Source organism: Streptomyces sp. NPDC101178 (assembly GCF_044767965.1).
Lineage (GTDB): Bacteria > Actinomycetota > Actinomycetes > Streptomycetales > Streptomycetaceae > Streptomyces.
Genome location: NZ_JBIWOZ010000007.1, coordinates 109,470 through 127,998 on the forward strand (window position 1 = coordinate 109,470; position 18,529 = coordinate 127,998).

Genomic DNA, 18,529 nt, shown 5'->3' on the forward strand with positions numbered 1-18,529 from the left:
GAACCGAATCCGGAGACCCCGTGCCCGCATCGCGCCCCGACCTCGCCCTCCTCCCCCAACCCACCAAGGTCTCCTCGCTGGGCGGCCGCCTCACGCTCGACCGCGACACCACCGTCCGCGCGCTCCCGGGCGCCGAACCGGCCGCCGGCCTGCTGCGCTCGCTGGTCGGCCCGGCCGCCGGGCTGCCGCTGGCGCCGTCGTCGGAGGGCCGGATCGTGCTCGCGCTGGACGGTCAGCTCGGCGGCCTCGGCGAGGAGGGGTACGGACTCACCGTCGGCCCGCAGGCGCTCCTCCTGCGCGCCGCGCATCCGACCGGGCTGCTGCGAGGCGTTCAGACGGTCCGTCAGCTCCTGCCCGCCGAGGCGCTGTCGGGCGGTTCTACGGCCACCGGGTCCTGGGAGGTGCCGGGCGTCGAGCTCACCGACGTACCGGACCGGCCGTGGCGCGGAGCGATGCTGGACGTGGCACGGCACTTCCGGCCGGTCGGCTATCTCAGGCGGTACGTCGACCTGTTGGCGCTGCACAAGCTGAACGTCCTGCACCTCCACCTCACCGACGACCAGGGCTGGCGGATGCCGGTCGACGCCTATCCCCGGCTCACCTCGGTCGGGGCCAGGCGGGCCCGGTCGCAGCGGGGGCCGAGCGGGCCGGACGGGGTGTACTTCGACTCCGTGCCGCATGAAGGGGCTTACACCAAAGCGGAGTTGCGCGGACTCGTGCGGTACGCGGCGGAGCGCGGGGTGACCGTCGTGCCGGAGATCGAGATGCCCGGCCATGTGCGGGCGGCACTCGCGGCCTATCCGGAGCTGGGCAACCATCCGGAGCGCCGGCTGGAGGTGTGGGACCGCTGGGGCGTCTGCGAGACGATCCTCGGAGTGCACGAGGAGGTCTTCGCCTTCTGCCGGGCGGTGCTGGAGGAGGTCATGGACGTCTTCCCGTCCGCGTACATCCACATCGGCGGTGAGGAGTGCCCGACCTCCGAATGGGAGAGCAGCCCGGCCGCCCGGGAGCGGGCGGCGGCCGAGGGGCTGGCGGACCCGGCGGCGCTGCACGGCTGGTTCATGGGCCGGATCGGCGCGTTCCTCGTGGAGCACGGGCGGACACCGGTCGGCTGGGCGGTGTCCGGAACCGAACTCCCGCTGGACTTCACGGTGATGACCTGGCGCGACCCCTCCCACGCGCTGGCCGCCGCCCGCCGCGGCCACCAGGTCGTCGCCGCGCACCACCAGGCCACGTACCTGGACTACGCCCAGTCCGGCGACCCGTCCGAACCGGTCGCCCAGCCCGGCGCCCCGGTCACCCTGCGGACGGTCCACGGCTACGAACCGGCTCCAGAGGAGTGGCCGGAGGCCGAGCGGGCCCGGGTGCTCGGGGTCCAGGCCCAGCTCTGGACCGAGTACGTCCGCACGCCCGAGGAGATCGAGTACCTCAGCTACCCGCGGCTCTGCGCGCTGGCCGACCGTTCCTGGTCCGGCGGGCGCGGCGACTGGCCGGGGTTCGTCGAGCGGCTGCGCCACCACACCGCCCGGCTGGACGCCCTCGGCGTCCCCTACCGCCCGCTGGACGCACGGTCGCTCGCGGCCGCGCCCACCCTCTGAGGAACAGCGCGACCCCACCCGTCACCACTCCCCCACCACCGTTCCGGAGAGGAACACACCCGTGAACACATCACGCAGGAAGTCCCCGAGGTCCAGGCTGCGCACCGCCGCCGCCTCGGCCGCCGCCGTGGCCCTGGCCGCCACCGGGCTCGCCGCGTTGCCGTCCTCGGCGAGCGCGGCGGCGGACGGCATCGTCGTCCAGTACCGGACGAGCGCGTCCGGCGCGAGCGCCGACCAGAGCGAGCCGTGGCTGAAGGTGCGGAACGCCGGCGCCACCTCCGTACCGCTGAGCGGTGTCAAGGTGCGGTACTACTTCAAGGCCGACTCGGCCTCCGCCGCCTACCGGTTCGCCTGTTCCTGGGCGGTGAAGGGGTGCGCGAACATCACCGGCACCTTCGGGACGCTCGCCAGCCCGACGGCCACCGCCGACCGTTACCTGGAGATCGGCTTCACGCCGGGCGCGGGTTCGCTGGCGCCGGGCGCGGACACCGGGGACATGCAGCTCCGCTTCCACCAGGCGTCCTGGGCTCGGCTGATCCAGTCGGACGACTACTCCTTCGGCCCGGAGCGGACCACGTACGGCGACTGGTCCAAGGTGACGGCCCAGGTGAACGGGTCGCTCGTCTGGGGCCAGGCTCCCGCGGGCAACGGGCCGACCGACCCGCCGGACCCCACGGACCCGCCGACCGACCCGCCGGGTGACGGGGCGCGGCTGTTCGACGACTTCAACTACAGCTCGCACACCGACCCGAAGATCAACGCCAACGGCTGGTCGGTGCGGTCCAACTCCGGCGGTCCGGGCGTGCCGGGCGCGACCTGGGCACCGGAGAACGTCACCTTCGCCTCGCAGAGCGGGAACTCGGTGATGAACCTGGAGACCTCGACGGCGGGTACGGGCGCCTCGACCAAGCACACCGAGATCCTGACGCGGTCGATGAAGTTCAAGAACGGGACGTACGCGTCGCGGGTGAAGTTCAGCGACGCGCCGCGCTCGGGTCCGGACGGCGACCGGATCGTGCAGACGTTCTTCACGATCAACGACCTCAAGGCGCCGATGGCGGACGACTACGCGGAGTACGACTTCGAGTATCTGCCGAACGGCGGCTGGGGCGAGCCGGCCAACATCCTCTACGCCACCTCGTGGGAGACCTACCGGCCCGACCCGTGGGAGGCGGTCAACGCGCACAGCGAGGTCCGGCAGTCGTACGCGGGCTGGCACGACCTGGTGCTGACCATCGACAACAACCAGATCACGTACTACGTCGACGGCCAGCACTTCGGGACGCACGGCGCGGCCTTCCTGCCGGAGCGGCCGATGTCGATCAACTTCAACCAGTGGCTGATCGACCTGGAGGGGCAGCCGAGCACCACGCCGCGCTCCTACGACCAGCAGGTGGACTACGTCCTGCACGTGAAGGACCAGGTGCTCACCCCCGCGCAGGTGAACGCGATGGTCGGCTCGTACCGCAGTGCGGGGAAGACCTTCGAGGACACGGTGCCGGGCAGCTAGGCGCGGTACTCACGGCGTGAGAGCCGGGCGGGGCGGGGGTCGATGGCGGCCGCCGCCCCGCTTTCGTGTGTCCGGATACGCCCCCGCCATCGATTCCGTACGCCGCCGACCGGGCCGAATTCGCCGCACCCTCTTGACAGCCCTGCCACCCGCCGGGCAATCTTCCGTTAAGCAGAAACTAACTTCCGCAATACGGAAGGAGCGCCGAAACCCTCATGGGATACCCGGACCAGCGCTTCGATGTGAACCTTTCGATCCTCTTCACGGAACTCCCGCTCCTGGAGCGTCCCGCGGCAGCCGCCGCGGCGGGCTTCACGGCGGTCGAGCTGTGGTGGCCCTGGATCGAGACCCCGACCCCGCCGCAGGCGGAGCTCGACGCCCTCAAGAAGGCGCTCGACGACGCCGGCACCCAGCTGGTGGGGCTGAACTTCTACGCCGGACAGCTGCCCGGCCCCGACCGCGGCGCGCTCTCCGTGCCCGGCACGGAGTCGGACCGCTTCCGCGCCAACATCGAGGTGGCGGCCGACTTCGCCGCCTCGGTCGGCTGCACGGCGCTCAACGCGCTGTACGGCAACCGCGTCGACGGCGCGGACCCGCAGGTGCAGGACGCGCTCGCCCTGGAGAACCTGGTGCTGGCCGCCCGCGCGGCGGACCGGGTGGGTGCGATCCTCCTGGTCGAGACCCTCAACAAGCCGGAGTCACCCCGCTATCCGCTGGTGAGCGCACCGGCCGCGATCGAGGTCGTCGACAAGGTCAACGCGGCGACGGGGATCGGGAACGCGAAGTTCCTGCTGGACCTGTACCACCTGTCGATGAACGGCGAGGACCTGAGCCAGGTCATCAAGGCGTACGCCGCGAAGACCGGCCACGTCCAGATCGCCGACAACCCGGGCCGTGGCGCGCCGGGCACCGGCGACCTCCCGCTGGAGCGGCTGCTCGACGAGCTGAAGGACGCCGGTTACGCGGGCTGGGTCGGCCTGGAGTACAAGCCGGGCGACCGGCCGAGCGCCGAGGCCTTCGGCTGGCTCCCGGTGTCGGCCCGAGCCGCCGGCTGACCGCCCGGGTCCACCGCGGGGTGAGCCCGACCCCCTTACGTACACACGTTTTTCAGGAAGGCACCCTCATGAGCAACAACCTCCCCAAGGTCGCCTGGATCGGCCTCGGCATCATGGGCTCCCCCATGTCGGAGAACCTGATCAAGGCCGGTTACGCCGTCACCGGATACACCCTGGAGCAGGACAAGATCGACCGGCTGGTCGCGGCCGGCGGCACCGGCGCCTCCTCGATCGCGGACGCGGTCAAGGACGCGGATGTCGTCATCACGATGGTGCCCGCGTCCCCCCAGGTCGAGGCCATCGCCTACGGCCCCGAGGGCATCCTGGAGAACGCGAAGCGCGGCGCGCTGCTGGTGGACATGTCCTCCATCACCCCGCAGACCTCCGTGGACCTCGCCAAGAACGCGACCGAGAAGGGCATCCGGGTCCTGGACGCGCCGGTCTCCGGCGGCGAGGCCGGTGCCATCGAGGCGGTGCTCTCCATCATGGTCGGCGGTGAGCAGGCGGACTTCGACGCCGCGAAGCCGCTCCTGGAGGCGCTCGGCAAGACCATCGTGCTCTGCGGCCCGCACGGCTCCGGCCAGACGGTGAAGGCCGCCAACCAGCTGATCGTCGCCGTCAACATCCAGGCCTGCGCCGAGGCCGTGGTCTTCCTGGAGAAGTCCGGGGTGGACCTCGCCGCCGCGCTCGACGTCCTCAACGGCGGTCTGGCCGGCTCGACCGTGCTGACCCGCAAGAAGGACAACTTCCTGAAGCGGGACTTCGCCCCCGGCTTCCGGATCGACCTGCACCACAAGGACATGGGCATCGTGACCGACGCCGCCCGCAACGTCGGCGCGGCCCTGCCCGTCGGCGGTGTGGTCGCCCAGCTGGTCGCCTCGCTGCGCGCCCAGGGCGACGGCGGCCTCGACCACTCGGCGCTGCTGCGCTCGGTCGAGCGGCTCTCCGGCTCCCAGGTCTGACCCGCAGGCCCTCAGACTCTCAGGCCTGACCCTCGCTCCGTGAGGAGCCCCTGATCTCCGGGCCGCGGTGGCGCTGACACCTGTCCTGTCGCGCCCAGGCGCTGCCGCGGCCCGGAACCACACACTTCGTTTTCAACAAACTGTTGACGTTTTCTCTGCGGCGAACCTACGCTCCTCAAGCCGTCAGCAGCTCGTACGAAAGGTCATCCCGCCACATGGCTAAGCGTGTGCTCACGACCGAGTCAGGCGCCCCGGTCGCCGACAACCAGAACTCCGCCACCGCCGGTGTCGGTGGACCGATCCTCCTCCAGGACCAGCACCTTCTGGAGAAGCTCGCCCGCTTCAACCGTGAGCGCATCCCGGAGCGCGTGGTCCACGCCCGTGGCTCCGGCGCGTACGGCTACTTCGAGGTGACCGACGACGTCACCGGCTTCACCCGCGCCGACTTCCTCTCCCAGGTGGGCAAGCGCACCGAGACGTTCCTCCGCTTCTCCACCGTCGCCGACTCGCTCGGCGGCGCGGACGCGGTCCGCGACCCGCGCGGCTTCGCCCTCAAGTTCTATACGGACGAGGGAAATTACGACCTGGTCGGCAACAACACCCCGGTGTTCTTCATCAAGGACCCGATCAAATTCCCCGACTTCATCCACTCGCAGAAGCGCGACCCGTTCACGGGCAAGCAGGAGCCGGACAACGTCTGGGACTTCTGGGCGCACTCCCCCGAGGCCACCCACCAGGTCACCTGGCTGATGGGCGACCGCGGCATCCCCGCCTCGTACCGGCACATGAACGGATACGGCTCGCACACCTACCAGTGGACGAACGCCGAGGGCGAGGCCTTCTTCGTCAAGTACCACTTCAAGACCAACCAGGGCGTGCGCTCCCTCTCCGCCGACCAGGCCGCCGAGCTCGTCGGCAAGGACGCCAACTCGCACCAGACGGACCTGCTCCAGGCCATCGAGCGCGGCGTGAACCCGTCCTGGACGCTGCACGTCCAGGTGATGCCGGCCGCCGACGCCGCCGACTACCGGTTCAACCCGTTCGACCTCACCAAGGTGTGGCCGCACAGCGACTACCCGCTCCGGCGGGTCGGCCGCCTCGTCCTGGACCGGAACCCGGACAACGTCTTCGCCGAGGTGGAGCAGGCCGCCTTCTCGCCGAACAACTTCGTGCCCGGCATCGGCCCGTCCCCGGACAAGATGCTCCAGGGCCGGCTGTTCGCCTACGCTGACGCGCACCGCTACCGCCTGGGTGTCAACCACACCCAGCTGCCGGTCAACGCCCCGAAGGCGACGCAGGCCGACAACTACGGCCGCGACGGGGTGCACGCCACGCGGTACGGCTCGCGCCACGACAAGAACTACGAGCCCAACTCGTACGCCGGTCCGGCCCAGACCGACGCCGCGCTCGGCGCCCCGCTCGCCATCCACGGCTGGACGGGCACCTACGAGACGGCCGCCCACGTCAAGGACGACGACTTCTTCCAGGCGGGCGAGCTGTACCGGCTGATGTCCGAGGACGAGAAGGGCCGCCTGGTCGCCAACATCGCCGGAGGCCTCTCGCAGGTCACCCGCGACGACGTGATCGAGAAGAACCTCGCCCACTTCCACGCCGCCGACGCCGACTACGGCAAGCGCGTGGAGGAGGCCGTCCGCGCCCTGCGCGAGGACTGAGCCTCCCTGTACAGGCCCCTGCCCGTACCGCGCACCCGGATGAGGGGTGCCGCGCGGCACGGGCAGGACGACGAGGCCGCGGCGGCTGTGCGATGCCAGTGCGGTGGTGAAGGTTCCGGGGACCGTCTTCTGACCTGAAGGAGACGCCCTCCCCCGGTTCCGATCGCCGCCGCCGCGGTCCCTGTCACCCGCACCACCCCTGAACGAGGGCGCGCAGTACGGATACGGTCCCGTACTGCGCGCCCTCTCTGCCTTTCCGCCCGTCCGGCGTTCCCGCTTTCAGCCCGTCCGGCGTTCGAGGACGGACCCTCGCGGCCCCACCGTCGCAAGGGTTCCGCCCTCGAACGCCCGGCAGGCCGGAACCGCCGAGTTGACTTTCGTCGTGTCCTAGAGCGACGAACGGGTGCTGCACCCCGCGAACCGGCCCTCTAGCGTGGCGGCGTGATTCGTATGCGACGCAGGGACCCGATGAAGCCGGCCGACAAGAGCGGCACGGCGCGCCTCAGGGCCGCACCCCGGCGACTGCTCCTGGTGGGCCGGGCCCTGCGCGACCCGGCGCTGTGGAGCCGTCGGCGGATGGTGGGCGAAGGGCTTCTCGCCCTGGTGCTGACGCTTCTGGCCTGGGTCTTCACCGTGTTCCACCACGGCGTCGCCGTCGCCGTGCTGTGCGCGGTCGGTGTCGCGGCGCTCGGCCTGCTCCGCCGGGTGATGCCCGCCCCGGTGCTCCTGATCGCCACCGTCGCCTCGCTGCCGCTGGGCGGATTCGACGTGCTCGTGCCGATCGCCGCCTGGTCGGTGGGGCGACGCGTCGGCTCACCGGTGCGGGCCTCCGCCACCGTCGCCCTGGCCCTCGCGGTCATGCTCGGCGAGGCGGTGGCGGACTCGCTGCCGCACTTCTCCGGGCCCTACGCGGCCTTCGCCTTCCTGACCCTGCTCGTGGTCACCGCCGTGCCGGCCTTCGCCGGCCGGTACTGGGCGCAGCGCCGCACCCTCGCCGACACGCTGCACGAGTACCGGGCGCAGATCGTCCGCGAGAACCACATGATCGCCAACGAGGCGCGGTTGCGGGAGCGGCAGCGCATCGCGCGCGACATGCACGACAGTCTCGGCCATCAGCTCGCTCTGATCTCGGTGCGGGCCGGCGCCCTGGAGGTGGACGCCGGACTGGCCGAGCGGCACCGGGAGTCCGTGGGCGTCCTGCGCGAGGCCTCGGTCGCGGCGATGCGGGAGCTGCGGGAGGTGGTCGGCCTGCTCCGGGACGGGGTGGAGCCCGACTCGGGGACGGCCGGTGCGAAGGAGGCCCGGGACGGCGCGCCGCGGCTGCCGGACGCGGAGGGAGGCCGGGGGGTCGAGGGCGTCGAGCGCCTGACGGACGCCTCGCGCGCGGCCGGAACGGCGGTACGGCTCCTGCGTACGGGCGACCCCCGGCCGCTGGCTCCGGCCGCCGGCCACGCGGCGTACCGGGCGGTCCAGGAAGGGCTGACCAACGTGCTCAAGCATGCGCCCGGCGCGCCCGTCACCGTGGAGCTGCGCTACGAACCGGACTCGCTGGTGGTGGAGGTGGCCAACGGCCCGTCGTCGGCGCACCCGGCGGCTCGCGACCGGCGGGCGGTGGTGAGCGGAGGGCGCGGGCTGACCGGGCTGACGGAGCGGCTGCGCCTGGTCGGCGGCATGGTGCACACGGCGCCCACGGACGGCGGTGGCTTCCGGTTGGCCGCTGTACTGCCGTACGTCCTGCCCAAGGACCCGGTCCCGGACGGTGCGTACGGCACGACGTTCGTCGCGGGGACGGGCGACTTTCGCGAGCAGCCCGGGGCGGCGCCTCTCGGCGACATTGGTGCGGTCAACAGGACCGACCTGGCGAAGGACGTGGCGAGAGCGATGAGCAGGGACAACCGGAGGAAGGGTCTGGCCGTGGGCTGCGGCGTGGCGGTGGCGGTCGCGCTGCTGCTGGGGGTCGCCGCGGCGGTGGGCGGCTACTTCCTCTTCAAGGAGGCCGACAAGGCCATGATCGAGCCCGAGGAGTACGCTGCCGTGAGCGTCGGCATGTCCGAGGCGGAGGTCCGCGACCGGCTTCCGCGGGGTGACTCCTTCCTCGCCGACGGCCTGGACAAGGGCGCACCGGCCGAGCCGGCGGGAGCGACCTGCCTGAGCCTCAACTCCTCCGAGATAGGCAGCAGTTGGGACAAGTCTCCGGTCTTCCGGTTCTGCTTCCGGGACGGCCGGCTGGTGGAGAAGAAGACCTTCGAGATCAAGGGATGAGCACACCGCCGGTCGCGGCGGTGGAGGACAGAGGCGCGGTCCGCGCGGCGGCCGCGGGCGAGGCGCACCTCTCCCTGGCCACCACCCGCCAGGTCGTCGACATGGTGGCGTCCGCCGGTGTCGCCCACCGGGCCGGCGAGGCCCCCGCGCCGGAGAGGAGTCCGGCGCGGGGGCCTCATTTCGGGGTGACGGGTGGTCAGGACACCGTCAGCGGGCGGATCGCCGTGGGTGCGTGGGACGGGTCCGTGGCGATGTCCTCGAACTCGTTGACCGAGGCGATGTCGGTGCCGCTCATCGCGATGTTGGTGACCCGCTCCAGGATCGCCTCGACGACGACCGGGACGCGGAACTCGGCGGCGAGCTTCTTCGCCTGCTCGAAGGCGGGCAGCAGCTGGTCCGGCTCGGTGACCCGGATGGCCTTGCAGCCGAGGCCCTCGACAACCTTGACGTGGTCGACGCCGTAGACGCCCAGCTCCGGGGAGTTGAGGTTCTCGAACTCCAGGTTGACCTGGAAGTCGATGTCGAAGTTGCGCTGCGCCTGGCGGATGAGGCCCAGGTAGGAGTTGTTCACCAGGACGTGGACGTACGGGATGCGGTGCTGCGCGCCGACGGCCAGCTCCTCCAGCATGAACTGGAAGTCGTAGTCGCCGGAGAGGGCGACGACCGTGCCCTCCGGGTCGGCGGTGGCGACGCCGAGCGCGGCCGGGATGGTCCAGCCGAGCGGGCCCGCCTGGCCGCAGTTGATCCAGTGGCGCGGCTTGTAGACGTGGAGCATCTGCGCGCCGGCGATCTGGGAGAGGCCGATGGTGGTGACGTACCGGGTCTCGGGGCCGAACGCCCGGTTCATCTCCTCGTAGACGCGCTGCGGCTTGAGCGGCACGTTGTCGAAGTGGGTCCTGCGCTGAAGGGTCGCCTTGCGCTCCTGCGTGGAGGCGGCCCAGGCCGAGCGGTCCGTGAGCTTGCCGGCGGCCTTCAGCTCGCGCGCCACCTCGACGAAGAGCTCCAGCGCGGCCTTGGCGTCGGAGGCGATGCCGAGGTCGGGGGCGAAGATCTTCCCGAGCTGGGTGGGCTCGATGTCGACGTGGACGAAGGTGCGGCCCTGGGTGTAGACGTCGAGCTTGCCGGTGTGGCGGTTGGCCCAGCGGTTGCCGATGCCGAGGACGAAGTCCGACTCCAGGAAGTTCGCGTTGCCGTAGCGGTGCGAGGTCTGGAGGCCGACCATGCCGGCGTTCAGCTCGTGGTCGTCGGGGAGGATGCCCCAGCCCATCAGGGTCGGGACGACGGGGACGCCGGTCAGCTCGGCGAACTCCACGAGCAGTTCGGAGGCGTCGGCGTTGATGATGCCGCCGCCCGCGACGAGCAGCGGGCGCTCCGAGGCGTTCAGCAGCTCCACGGCCCGCTCGATCTGCTTGCGGGAGGCGGCGGGCTTGTGCACCGGGAGGGGCTCGTACAGCTCGGGGTCGAACTCGATCTCGGTGAGCTGGACGTCGATCGGCAGGTCGATGAGGACCGGTCCCGGCCGGCCGGTGCGCATCAGGTGGAAGGCCTGCTGGAAGACGCCGGGGACCTGCGCGGCCTCCAGGACGGTGGTCGCCGCCTTGGTGACCGGCTTGGCGATCGAGGCGATGTCGACGGCCTGGAAGTCCTCCTTGTGCAGGACGGCCGTCGGGGCCTGGCCGGTGATGCAGAGGATCGGGATGGAGTCGGCGATGGCGGAGTACAGACCGGTGATCATGTCGGTGCCCGCCGGGCCCGACGTACCGATGCAGACGCCGATGTTGCCGGCCTTGGCCCGGGTGTAGCCCTCCGCCATGTGGGAGGCGCCCTCGACGTGCCGGGCCAGCGTGTGCTGCACCCCGCCGGAGGCCTTGAGGGCCGCGTAGAAGGGGTTGATCGCCGCACCCGGCACACCGAACGCGTTGCTGACGCCTTCGCGCTTGAGGATCTCAACTGCCGCACGGGCAGCGGTCATACGAGGCATTGAGTGCTCCTGCTCGGGATTGGTGGAGTCGGGCTCTGTCGCGCCACCTGAGAGCACCAATTCCGTATTGCGGAAATTCAGTTCTGCTATACGGAAGCAATCTAAAACGCGGCGCGGTCGCCGTCAAGAGCGGACGCGGCGGCCCACCGGTGATGAGTACGCCGATTCCCTCCCCAGAACCTCGCTCCTGGTGGACGATGGGGTGACGAGGGAGGCACGGAGCGCGGTCGCGGTCCGCGCGGCGTGCCGGAGGGAGGCGATCGTGAAATCCGTGCCGGTACGGTGTCCGGTCTGCGGCCTGGACCACGCCTATGTCGCACCGGCCTACCCGTGCCCGTGCGGCGCGCCCACCGCCCCGCCGCTGCTCTCCGGCGCCCCGGCGGTCCAGGTCACCCGGCGCACCTGGGACGAGGACTGGGTCACCGTCCGCTGCACCGCCTGCCAACGGCGCGACCAGTGGCCGCAGCCGGAGCTCTGCTGCCCGTGCGGGGCACTGCTGCGCATACCGGTGCGCCCGGTGGACGAGCCGGAGCCACCGGCCGAGCCCCTCGTTCCGGCGCACATCCCGCTGCCGCGCACCGCCGCGCACCCGCGCCCCTCGTTCCGGCCGCGGACGATCCGTACCGGCCATGACGCGGTGAGCGCGGCCGCCTTGTATCTGGCCTGGCTCGGCTACCGCGAGGTGGCCAGGGAGCGGGCGCGCTCGTCGGGCGGCATCGATCTGCGGGCCACCGGGCTGGTGGCGCAGGTCGACGCCACGACCCGCCCGGTGGAGCTGCGGGCGGTGGAGTGCCTCTGGCTGAACGCCCTGGGCGCGTCGGCGGCCGGGGTGTTCTTCTCGCTGGCGGGATACACGGCCGAGGCGCGGGCCCGGGCGGACGGCGTCGGCCTTCCGCTCTTCGTCATGGACCTCACGGGGGCGCCGCAGCCGGTGAACAGCCCGGCGGACGAGTTGGTGAGCACGGGGGCCTAGGGCCTGTCGTCAAACTGCCGCCAGGCCCAAGGGCCCGTTTTCGGACGATGCTTCCGAGGGGTGTTTTCGGGCCACCCCGTACCGGTGCCCGGCCCGGCGCGGCACACTGAGTACATGCGTATCCGCTCCGCCAGACGCTCCGATCTCCGCCTTCTCCAGGACATCGAGCGCGCCGCAGGGGAACCCTTCCGCACCCTCGGCATGCACTCCGTGGCCGACGACGATCCGCCCCCGCTCGACCTGCTGGAGAGCTACCGGCAGGCCGGACGGTGCTGGGTGGCCACCGATCCCCTCTCCGCCTCCGGTGACCGGCCCATCGGCTATGTGATCGCCGACCCCGTCGACGGGGCCCTGCACATCGAGCAGATCTCGGTGGACCCGGCCGCCGCCCGCCGGGGCATCGGCCGCACGCTGATCGACCGGCTCGCCGCACTCGCGCCCGGACAGGGCCTCACCGCGCTCACCCTGACCACCTTCAGCGATGTGCCGTGGAACGCCCCGTACTACACGCGCATCGGCTTCCGGGTACTGCGTGAGAGCGAACTCACCGACGGGCTGCGGACGATCCGCGGCGAGGAGGCGCAGCACGGTCTGGACCGCTGGCCACGGGTCTGCATGCGACGCGACCTGCTGCCCGCACGGCCTCAGGTGCCCGCACCGGCACCGGTGCCGCCGTCGGCGGCGGCCTCGCCGTCGGTCGCTGTCAGTGGTGCCCCGTAAGCTGAGGGCATGGATTTAACTCCACGTCATACCGTGCAGCCCGCCGTCGCGTCCGCCGCCCAGGCGAACGAGGCCATCCGTGCGCTCGTCGACTCCCGTGCGGGCCAGGACTGGTCGGCCCACGAGTCCGCGACGTACGAGGTGCTGCTCATCGAGTGGGCGACGGCGACCCGGTCGGGCGGCTCCGACATCATCGAAGCCGCCTGACCGGCCGCACCACTCGGCCCTGGGTGTGTCCGGACCTCAGTCGGCGTACGTCTCGCGCAGCTCGATCTTGCGGACCTTCCCGCTCACCGTCATCGGGAAGGAGTCCAGCACCCGCAGCCTGCGCGGGATCTTGTAGTGGGCCAGCCGCTCCCGGCAGTACGCGGTGATCTCCTCCAGGACCGGCGGGTCGGCCGGGTCGCGGGGGATGACGCAGGCCAGGATCTCCTCCCCGTACCGCGCGTCCGGCACGCCGACCACCTGGACGTCCGCGATCTTCGGATGGCCGTGCAGGAACTCCTCGATCTCCCTCGGATACACGTTCTCGCCGCCCCGGATGATCATGTCCTTGATCCGGCCGACGACCTGGACGTATCCGTCCTCGCGCATCACCGCGAGGTCCCCGGTGTGCATCCAGCGGCCGGCGTCGATCACTTCGGCGGTGCGGTCGGGCTGGTCCCAGTAGCCGAGCATCACGCTGTAGCCCCGGGTGCGGAGTTCGCCCGCGCTGCCGCGTGGCAGGGTCACGCCGGTCGCCGGGTCGACGACCTTGACCTCAATGTGCGGCAGCACGCGGCCCACCGTGCCGGTGCGGCGCTCCAGGTCGTCGTCACGGCGGGTCTGGGTGGAGACGGGAGAGGTCTCCGTCATGCCGTAACAGATGGACACCTCGTCCATGTGCATCTCGGCGACCACCCGTTTCATCACCTCGACCGGACACGGCGATCCCGCCATGATCCCGGTGCGGAGCGAGGAGAGGTCGTACGAGGCGAAGTCCGGCAGGTTCAGTTCGGCGATGAACATGGTCGGGACGCCGTAGAGCGAGGTGCACCGCTCCTGCTGGACGGCGGCCAGCACGGCGGCGGGCTCGAAGGACGGGCCCGGGATCACCATGCAGGCACCGTGCGAGGTGGCGGCGAGGTTGCCCATCACCATGCCGAAGCAGTGGTAGAAGGGCACCGGCAGACAGATCCGGTCGGCTTCCGTGTAGGCGATCGACTCCCCGACGGAGTGACCGTTGTTGAGGATGTTGTGGTGGGAGAGCGTGGCGCCCTTGGGGAAGCCGGTGGTGCCCGAGGTGTACTGGATGTTGATGGGGTCGTCGCAGGAGAGTTCGGCCTCGCGGGAAGCCAGTCGGTCGGAGGTGACGGCTGTGGCGGTGGCGGTCAGCTCGGTCCAGGACGGGTCACCGATGTAGTGGACGGCGCGCAGGGACGGGCAGTTGGCGCGGACCTGGCCGACGAGGGCGCGGTAGTCGCTGGTGCGGTGGGCGAGGGAGGCGACGAGCAGCGAGATGCCCGCCTGGTTCAGGACGAACTCCAACTCGTGTGCCCGGTAAGCAGGGTTGATGGTGACCATGACGGCACCGATGCGGGCGGTGGCGTACTGGAGCAGCACCCACTCGGGACAGTTGACCGCCCAGATGCCGACCCGGTCGCCTTTCTCCACGCCGGACGCCATCAGGGCGCGGGCCAGTTCGTCGACGTCGGCGCCGAACTCCGCGTACGTCCAGCGGCGGCCGGAGACCACGTCGACCAGCGCCTCACGCTCCCCATGGGCGGCGATCGTCCGGTCCAGGTTGCGGCCGATGGTGTCACCGAGCAGCGCGGTGGTGCCGGTGCCGTGTGCGTAGGACAGGCTGCCGCTCACGTGAGATTCCCCTCGTCGTACTCGGTGCCGGTGCCTTGGGCGGTGCGCTCGCGCAGTTCGATGCGGCGGATCTTGCCGGAGACGGTCTTGGGCAGCTCCGCGAACTCCAGCCTGCGGAGCCGTTTGTACGGAGCGAGGACCGCCCGCGAGTGCGCGAAGAGGGCCTTCGCGGTCTCCGGCCCCGGCTCCCAGCCCTCCGCCAGGACGACGTAGGCCTTCGGGACCGAGAGCCGCAGCGGATCGGGAGCGGGCACGACGGCGGCCTCGGCGACCGCCTCGTGCTCCAGGAGGGCGCTTTCCAGCTCGAAGGGCGAGATCTTGTAGTCCGAGGACTTGAATACGTCGTCGCTCCGGCCCACGTACGTCAGGTAGCCGTCCTCGTCACGCGACCCGATGTCGCCCGTGCGGTAGTAGCCGCCGGCCATCGCCTCCGCGGTACGCTCCGGATCGCCGTGGTAGCCGGTCATCAGGCCGACCGGGTGGCCGGAGAGGTCGAGCGCGATCTCGCCCTCGCTCACGCCGGGGCGGCCGGTGACCGGGTCGAGCAGCTCCACGGTGAAGCCGGGGCTCGGGCGGCCCATGGAGCCGGTTTTGAGGAGCTGGCCGGGCGTGTTGGCGACCTGGACGGCGGTCTCCGTCTGGCCGAACCCGTCCCGGATCGTGACACCCCATTCGCGCCGGACCGTCTCGATGACCTCCGGGTTCAGCGGCTCGCCCGCCGCGACTACCTCGCGCGGCGGGACCTTCAGCTGCGACAGGTCCGCCTGGATGAGCATCCGCCAGACCGTGGGCGGAGCGCAGAAGCTGGTGACGGCCGAGCGGTCCATCTCGGCCATGAGGCGGGAGGCGTCGAAGCGGGTGTAGTTGAAGATGAAGACGGTGGCCTCGGCGGTCCACGGGGCGAAGAGGTTGGACCAGGCGTGCTTGGCCCAGCCGGGCGAGGAGATGTTGAGGTGGACGTCGCCCGGCCGCAGCCCGATCCAGTACATGGTCGCCAAGTGGCCCACAGGGTAGGACACATGGGTGTGCTCGACCAGTTTCGGCCGGGCGGTCGTGCCGGAGGTGAAGTACAGCATCAGCGGCTCGTCGGCCTCCGTCGGCCGGTCCGGCGTGAAGTCGCCCGGGGCGTGCGCCACTTCGGCGTACGACAGCCAGCCCGCCACCTCCTCCCCCACCGCGATGCGGGTGAACTCCCCAGGAACCTCGTCGAACTTGGCGGTGTCCGCGTCCCGCACCAGCACATGGCGCACCCGCCCGCGCTCCACCCGGTCGCGCAGGTCGGCGGGGCCGAGCAGCGGGGTGGCGGGGATGACCACGGCGCGCAGCTTCATCGCGGCGAGCGCGGTCTCCCACAGCTCCACCTGGTTGCCGAGCATCACGAGGATGCGGTCACCTTCGCGGACGCCTCGCGCCTTCAGCCAGTTGGCGGCCCGGTCGGAGCGCTCGGACATCGCGGCGAAGGAGACCTCGGTGCGCCCGCCGTCCTCCTCCACGATGTGCAGGGCGGTGCGCTCGTTGTCCTCGGCGATGACGTCGAACCAGTCGAGCGCCCAGTTGAAGTGGTCGGTCCGGGGCCAGCGGAATCCCGCGTACGCCCGCTCGTAGTCCTCGCGGTGGGCCAGCAGGAAGTCCCGGGCGGCCCGGAACGTCTCCGTCGCACTCGTTGCCGGCATGTGCCCTCCTCATCGCGGATCGGACCGGACCGGACCGGTCGATTAACATCATGCAAACAGTGACTCAGGTCTCACCACCCCCGGACGGGGGTGGCGCCCTCCCTCCGGCGAGCGAGGCGCGGACCTGGCGGGAAGGCGTCGGAGTGCCGGAACCGGTCGATGCGGTCGAGATGCAGACGGCGCTGGCCGGGCTGCGCCGGACGAGCGGGCTGCCGGTGGTCTTCGGCGGTCCGCTGTCCGATGCCCGCCATGCGCGGATCGCCGAGCTGAACGGGGCGCAGACCAGCGCGTTGCGCGGGCTCGTCATCGCGGCCGGGAGCGGCCTCGGCGGCAAGGCCATCGCGCTGGCCCGGCCCTGCGCGGTGACGGACTATCCCGCCTCGCGCCACATCAGCCACGAGTACGACACGGCGGTGGCGGCGGAGGGGCTGCGCTCGGTGGTGGCGGTGCCCGTCGTCGTACGGCGGGCGGTGCGGGGCGTGCTGTACGGGGCGCTGCGTACGCCGGTGAGCCTCGGCGACCGGACGTTCGACGCGGCGGTCGCGGCGGCCCGGGACGTGGAGCAGGCCCTCGCGGTCCGGGACGAGGTGCGGAGCCTGCTGGCTCTGACCCGGGAGCAGGTGGACGGCCCCGGTACGGCCCCGGGCGCCTGGGAGGACGTGCGCGAGGCCCATCGGGAGCTGCGCGCGCTGGCGCCACGGGTGGCCGACCCGGCGCTCCGCGAGGAGCTGCTGACCGTCTGCGGACGTCTCGCCTCCGCGTCCGGGGCGCGGGTCCCGGCGGCTTCCCCGGAGGTACGGCTCGCGCCGCGCGAGGTGGATGTCGTGGCCTGCGTGGCGGCGGGCGCGACGAACGCGGCGGCCGCCCGCCAACTGGGCCTGCGGCCCGAGACGGTGAAGGGCTATCTGCGTTCGGCGATGCGCAAGCTGGGAGCCCACACCCGGCTGGAGGCGGTGGTGGCGGCGCGCCGGGCGGGGCTGCTGCCGTAGAACCGCACGCCGTCACTCCCCCAAGTCCAGGAACGTGCAGGCCGTCACTCCCCGAAGTCCAGGAACGTGCCGAACCGTACGTCGTACGAGGTCGCGTCCGTCATCACCGACAGCATCCCCACCGCCTCCTCGGTGATCCCGTCCCGCTCGTCCCGCCGCAGGGTCCGTAGCGGCTGCACGGTCAGGATCGCCGCGTCCCCGTCCCTCTCGACCCGCCAGATCGCCTCGAAGAACCCGTCGACCAGGACGGTCCCGTACGCCTGGTTGCCCACCCCGTTGCGGCCCTTGTTCACCTCGGCGATCACCCGCGCGCGGTCGTCGTGGCCGAGGAGCACGTTGTCGAACTCGGGCAGGAAGCGCGGCGGGGCCGGGGTGTCCGGGTCGGGGCGCGGGGCGTCGGGGAGGTCGAAGAGCTCGGTGCCGTTCTCGTCGCGGAAGGTGCGGAGCCGGGGCCGCAGCCGGTCGAAGACCTCCCGCAGCCGGGTCAGCCCCGCCCATCGCTGCATGTCCTTGACCGAGGCGGGGCCGAAGGCGTTCAGATAGCGCAGGACGGTGGCGTCCGGTGCCGGGACCGGCTCCGAGGGCCTGCCGAGCCAGTGCTCCGCCGTCGTCAGGGCGACCTGCCCGCTCCGCTCCCACAGCCCGCGCGGGGTGACCTGGACCAGCGGCAGCAGGCACCGGGCGGCCACCGTGAGCGCGAGCGGGTCGGCCTCCGGCCAGCGGGCCAGCAGCTCTTCGCGCAGTTCCTTGACCGGTCGGGGGCGCTCCTCGACCAACTCCCTGCTCACCGCGGCGAGCCGCGCCAGGTCCACCCCGGCCAGGCCGTGCCGGAACACCTTCAGCTCGCGGTCGCGCGCCGCCTGCACCAGCGGTCGCAGGGTCAGGGCGTCATCCCCCGTATGGGTGTGGAGCGTGGAGCGGAGGGTGACGATCCGGACCACCTCTCGGGACTCCATCAGGGCGGACAGCTCGCGCGGGTCGAACTCCGCCAGCCGTGCGTGGAGCTGGAAGTACGGCGGCTTGGTGTTCTGCGCCTGGAGCCCGACGAGATGGGCCACCGCGTCCTTCGCGGACATCGTGGACCGGCGCAGCAGGAGCTGGCGCTCCAGGGTCGCCCGGTTCAGCGCCCGGGTGGAGAGGACGGCGGGGTGCTCAGTGACGGCCATGGTCCGTGCGGGGTGCTTCTTCGCAGCCATGGTCCGTACGGTAGCGGCGCATGCGGACACCCACGGTCCGCAAGCTCCGACGTGCGGGGAGCGGTACGGCGTTACGCCCACCG

The 18,529-nt window shown here is 71.5% G+C and carries 14 protein-coding genes; 10 read left to right on the forward strand and 4 right to left on the reverse strand.

Annotation, left to right across the window (positions count from 1 at the left end):
- Window positions 1-20 precede the first annotated feature (20 nt).
- The 6 genes from ACIRR8_RS20960 (at window position 21) to ACIRR8_RS20985 (ending at window position 9,060) form a co-directional block, all read left to right on the forward strand.
- Window positions 21-1,598, forward strand: a complete 1,578-nt coding sequence (locus ACIRR8_RS20960) for a beta-N-acetylhexosaminidase (protein ID WP_404066832.1) — start codon at window positions 21-23, stop codon at window positions 1,596-1,598.
- Between the two features lie 61 nt (window positions 1,599-1,659).
- Window positions 1,660-3,108, forward strand: coding sequence for a cellulose binding domain-containing protein (locus tag ACIRR8_RS20965; RefSeq protein ID WP_404066835.1), 1,449 nt, complete (start codon window positions 1,660-1,662; stop codon window positions 3,106-3,108).
- A gap of 215 nt (window positions 3,109-3,323) precedes the next feature.
- Window positions 3,324-4,163, forward strand: a complete 840-nt coding sequence (locus tag ACIRR8_RS20970) for a TIM barrel protein (RefSeq protein WP_404066838.1) — start codon at window positions 3,324-3,326, stop codon at window positions 4,161-4,163.
- Between the two features lie 68 nt (window positions 4,164-4,231).
- Complete coding sequence (locus tag ACIRR8_RS20975) at window positions 4,232-5,125, forward strand: 2-hydroxy-3-oxopropionate reductase (RefSeq protein WP_404066841.1); 894 nt, start codon at window positions 4,232-4,234, stop codon at window positions 5,123-5,125.
- 215 nt (window positions 5,126-5,340) lie between these two features.
- Window positions 5,341-6,798: a catalase gene (locus ACIRR8_RS20980; RefSeq protein WP_404066844.1), complete on the forward strand. Its 1,458-nt coding sequence runs from the start codon at window positions 5,341-5,343 to the stop codon at window positions 6,796-6,798.
- A gap of 450 nt (window positions 6,799-7,248) precedes the next feature.
- Entirely contained in the window at window positions 7,249-9,060 is a 1,812-nt protein-coding gene (locus ACIRR8_RS20985) for a sensor histidine kinase (RefSeq protein ID WP_404067570.1), read from the forward strand.
- 196 nt (window positions 9,061-9,256) lie between these two features.
- Here ACIRR8_RS20985 and gcl read toward each other — a convergent pair whose 3' ends face one another.
- On the reverse strand, window positions 9,257-11,041 hold the full coding sequence (gcl, locus tag ACIRR8_RS20990) for a glyoxylate carboligase (protein WP_404066847.1): 1,785 nt from the start codon (window positions 11,039-11,041) through the stop codon (window positions 9,257-9,259).
- A 262-nt stretch (window positions 11,042-11,303) separates the two neighbouring features.
- Here gcl and ACIRR8_RS20995 point away from each other — a divergent pair, with 262 nt between their 5' ends.
- The 3 genes from ACIRR8_RS20995 to ACIRR8_RS21005 all read left to right on the forward strand — a co-directional run bounded on the left by ACIRR8_RS20995 (window position 11,304) and on the right by ACIRR8_RS21005 (window position 12,941).
- Entirely contained in the window at window positions 11,304-12,014 is a 711-nt protein-coding gene (locus ACIRR8_RS20995; RefSeq protein ID WP_404066850.1) for a hypothetical protein, read from the forward strand.
- A 114-nt stretch (window positions 12,015-12,128) separates the two neighbouring features.
- A complete protein-coding gene (locus ACIRR8_RS21000; RefSeq protein ID WP_404066852.1) occupies window positions 12,129-12,734 on the forward strand; it encodes a GNAT family N-acetyltransferase in 606 nt (201 codons plus the stop codon).
- A gap of 9 nt (window positions 12,735-12,743) precedes the next feature.
- A complete protein-coding gene (locus tag ACIRR8_RS21005; protein WP_404066855.1) occupies window positions 12,744-12,941 on the forward strand; it encodes a hypothetical protein in 198 nt (65 codons plus the stop codon).
- 36 nt (window positions 12,942-12,977) lie between these two features.
- On the opposite strand, the gene ACIRR8_RS21010 is transcribed toward ACIRR8_RS21005, so the two are convergent.
- Together ACIRR8_RS21010 and ACIRR8_RS21015 are read right to left on the reverse strand one after the other, a co-directional pair.
- On the reverse strand, window positions 12,978-14,588 hold the full coding sequence (locus ACIRR8_RS21010) for an AMP-binding protein (protein WP_404066857.1): 1,611 nt from the start codon (window positions 14,586-14,588) through the stop codon (window positions 12,978-12,980).
- Window positions 14,585-16,261: an AMP-binding protein gene (locus ACIRR8_RS21015; RefSeq protein WP_404066859.1), complete on the reverse strand. Its 1,677-nt coding sequence runs from the start codon at window positions 16,259-16,261 to the stop codon at window positions 14,585-14,587. Before ACIRR8_RS21015 ends, ACIRR8_RS21010 begins: the two co-directional genes overlap by 4 nt.
- A gap of 143 nt (window positions 16,262-16,404) precedes the next feature.
- Between ACIRR8_RS21015 and ACIRR8_RS21020 the strand changes: the two genes are divergently transcribed.
- The gene (locus tag ACIRR8_RS21020) at window positions 16,405-17,250 is read left to right on the forward strand and encodes a response regulator transcription factor (protein ID WP_404067572.1); all 846 of its coding nucleotides are present in this window, start codon (window positions 16,405-16,407) and stop codon (window positions 17,248-17,250) included.
- A 44-nt stretch (window positions 17,251-17,294) separates the two neighbouring features.
- Here the strand turns inward: ACIRR8_RS21020 and ACIRR8_RS21025 are convergent, their stop codons facing one another.
- Window positions 17,295-18,446, reverse strand: a complete 1,152-nt coding sequence (locus tag ACIRR8_RS21025; RefSeq protein ID WP_404066862.1) for a winged helix DNA-binding domain-containing protein — start codon at window positions 18,444-18,446, stop codon at window positions 17,295-17,297.
- Window positions 18,447-18,529: the final 83 nt, after the last annotated feature.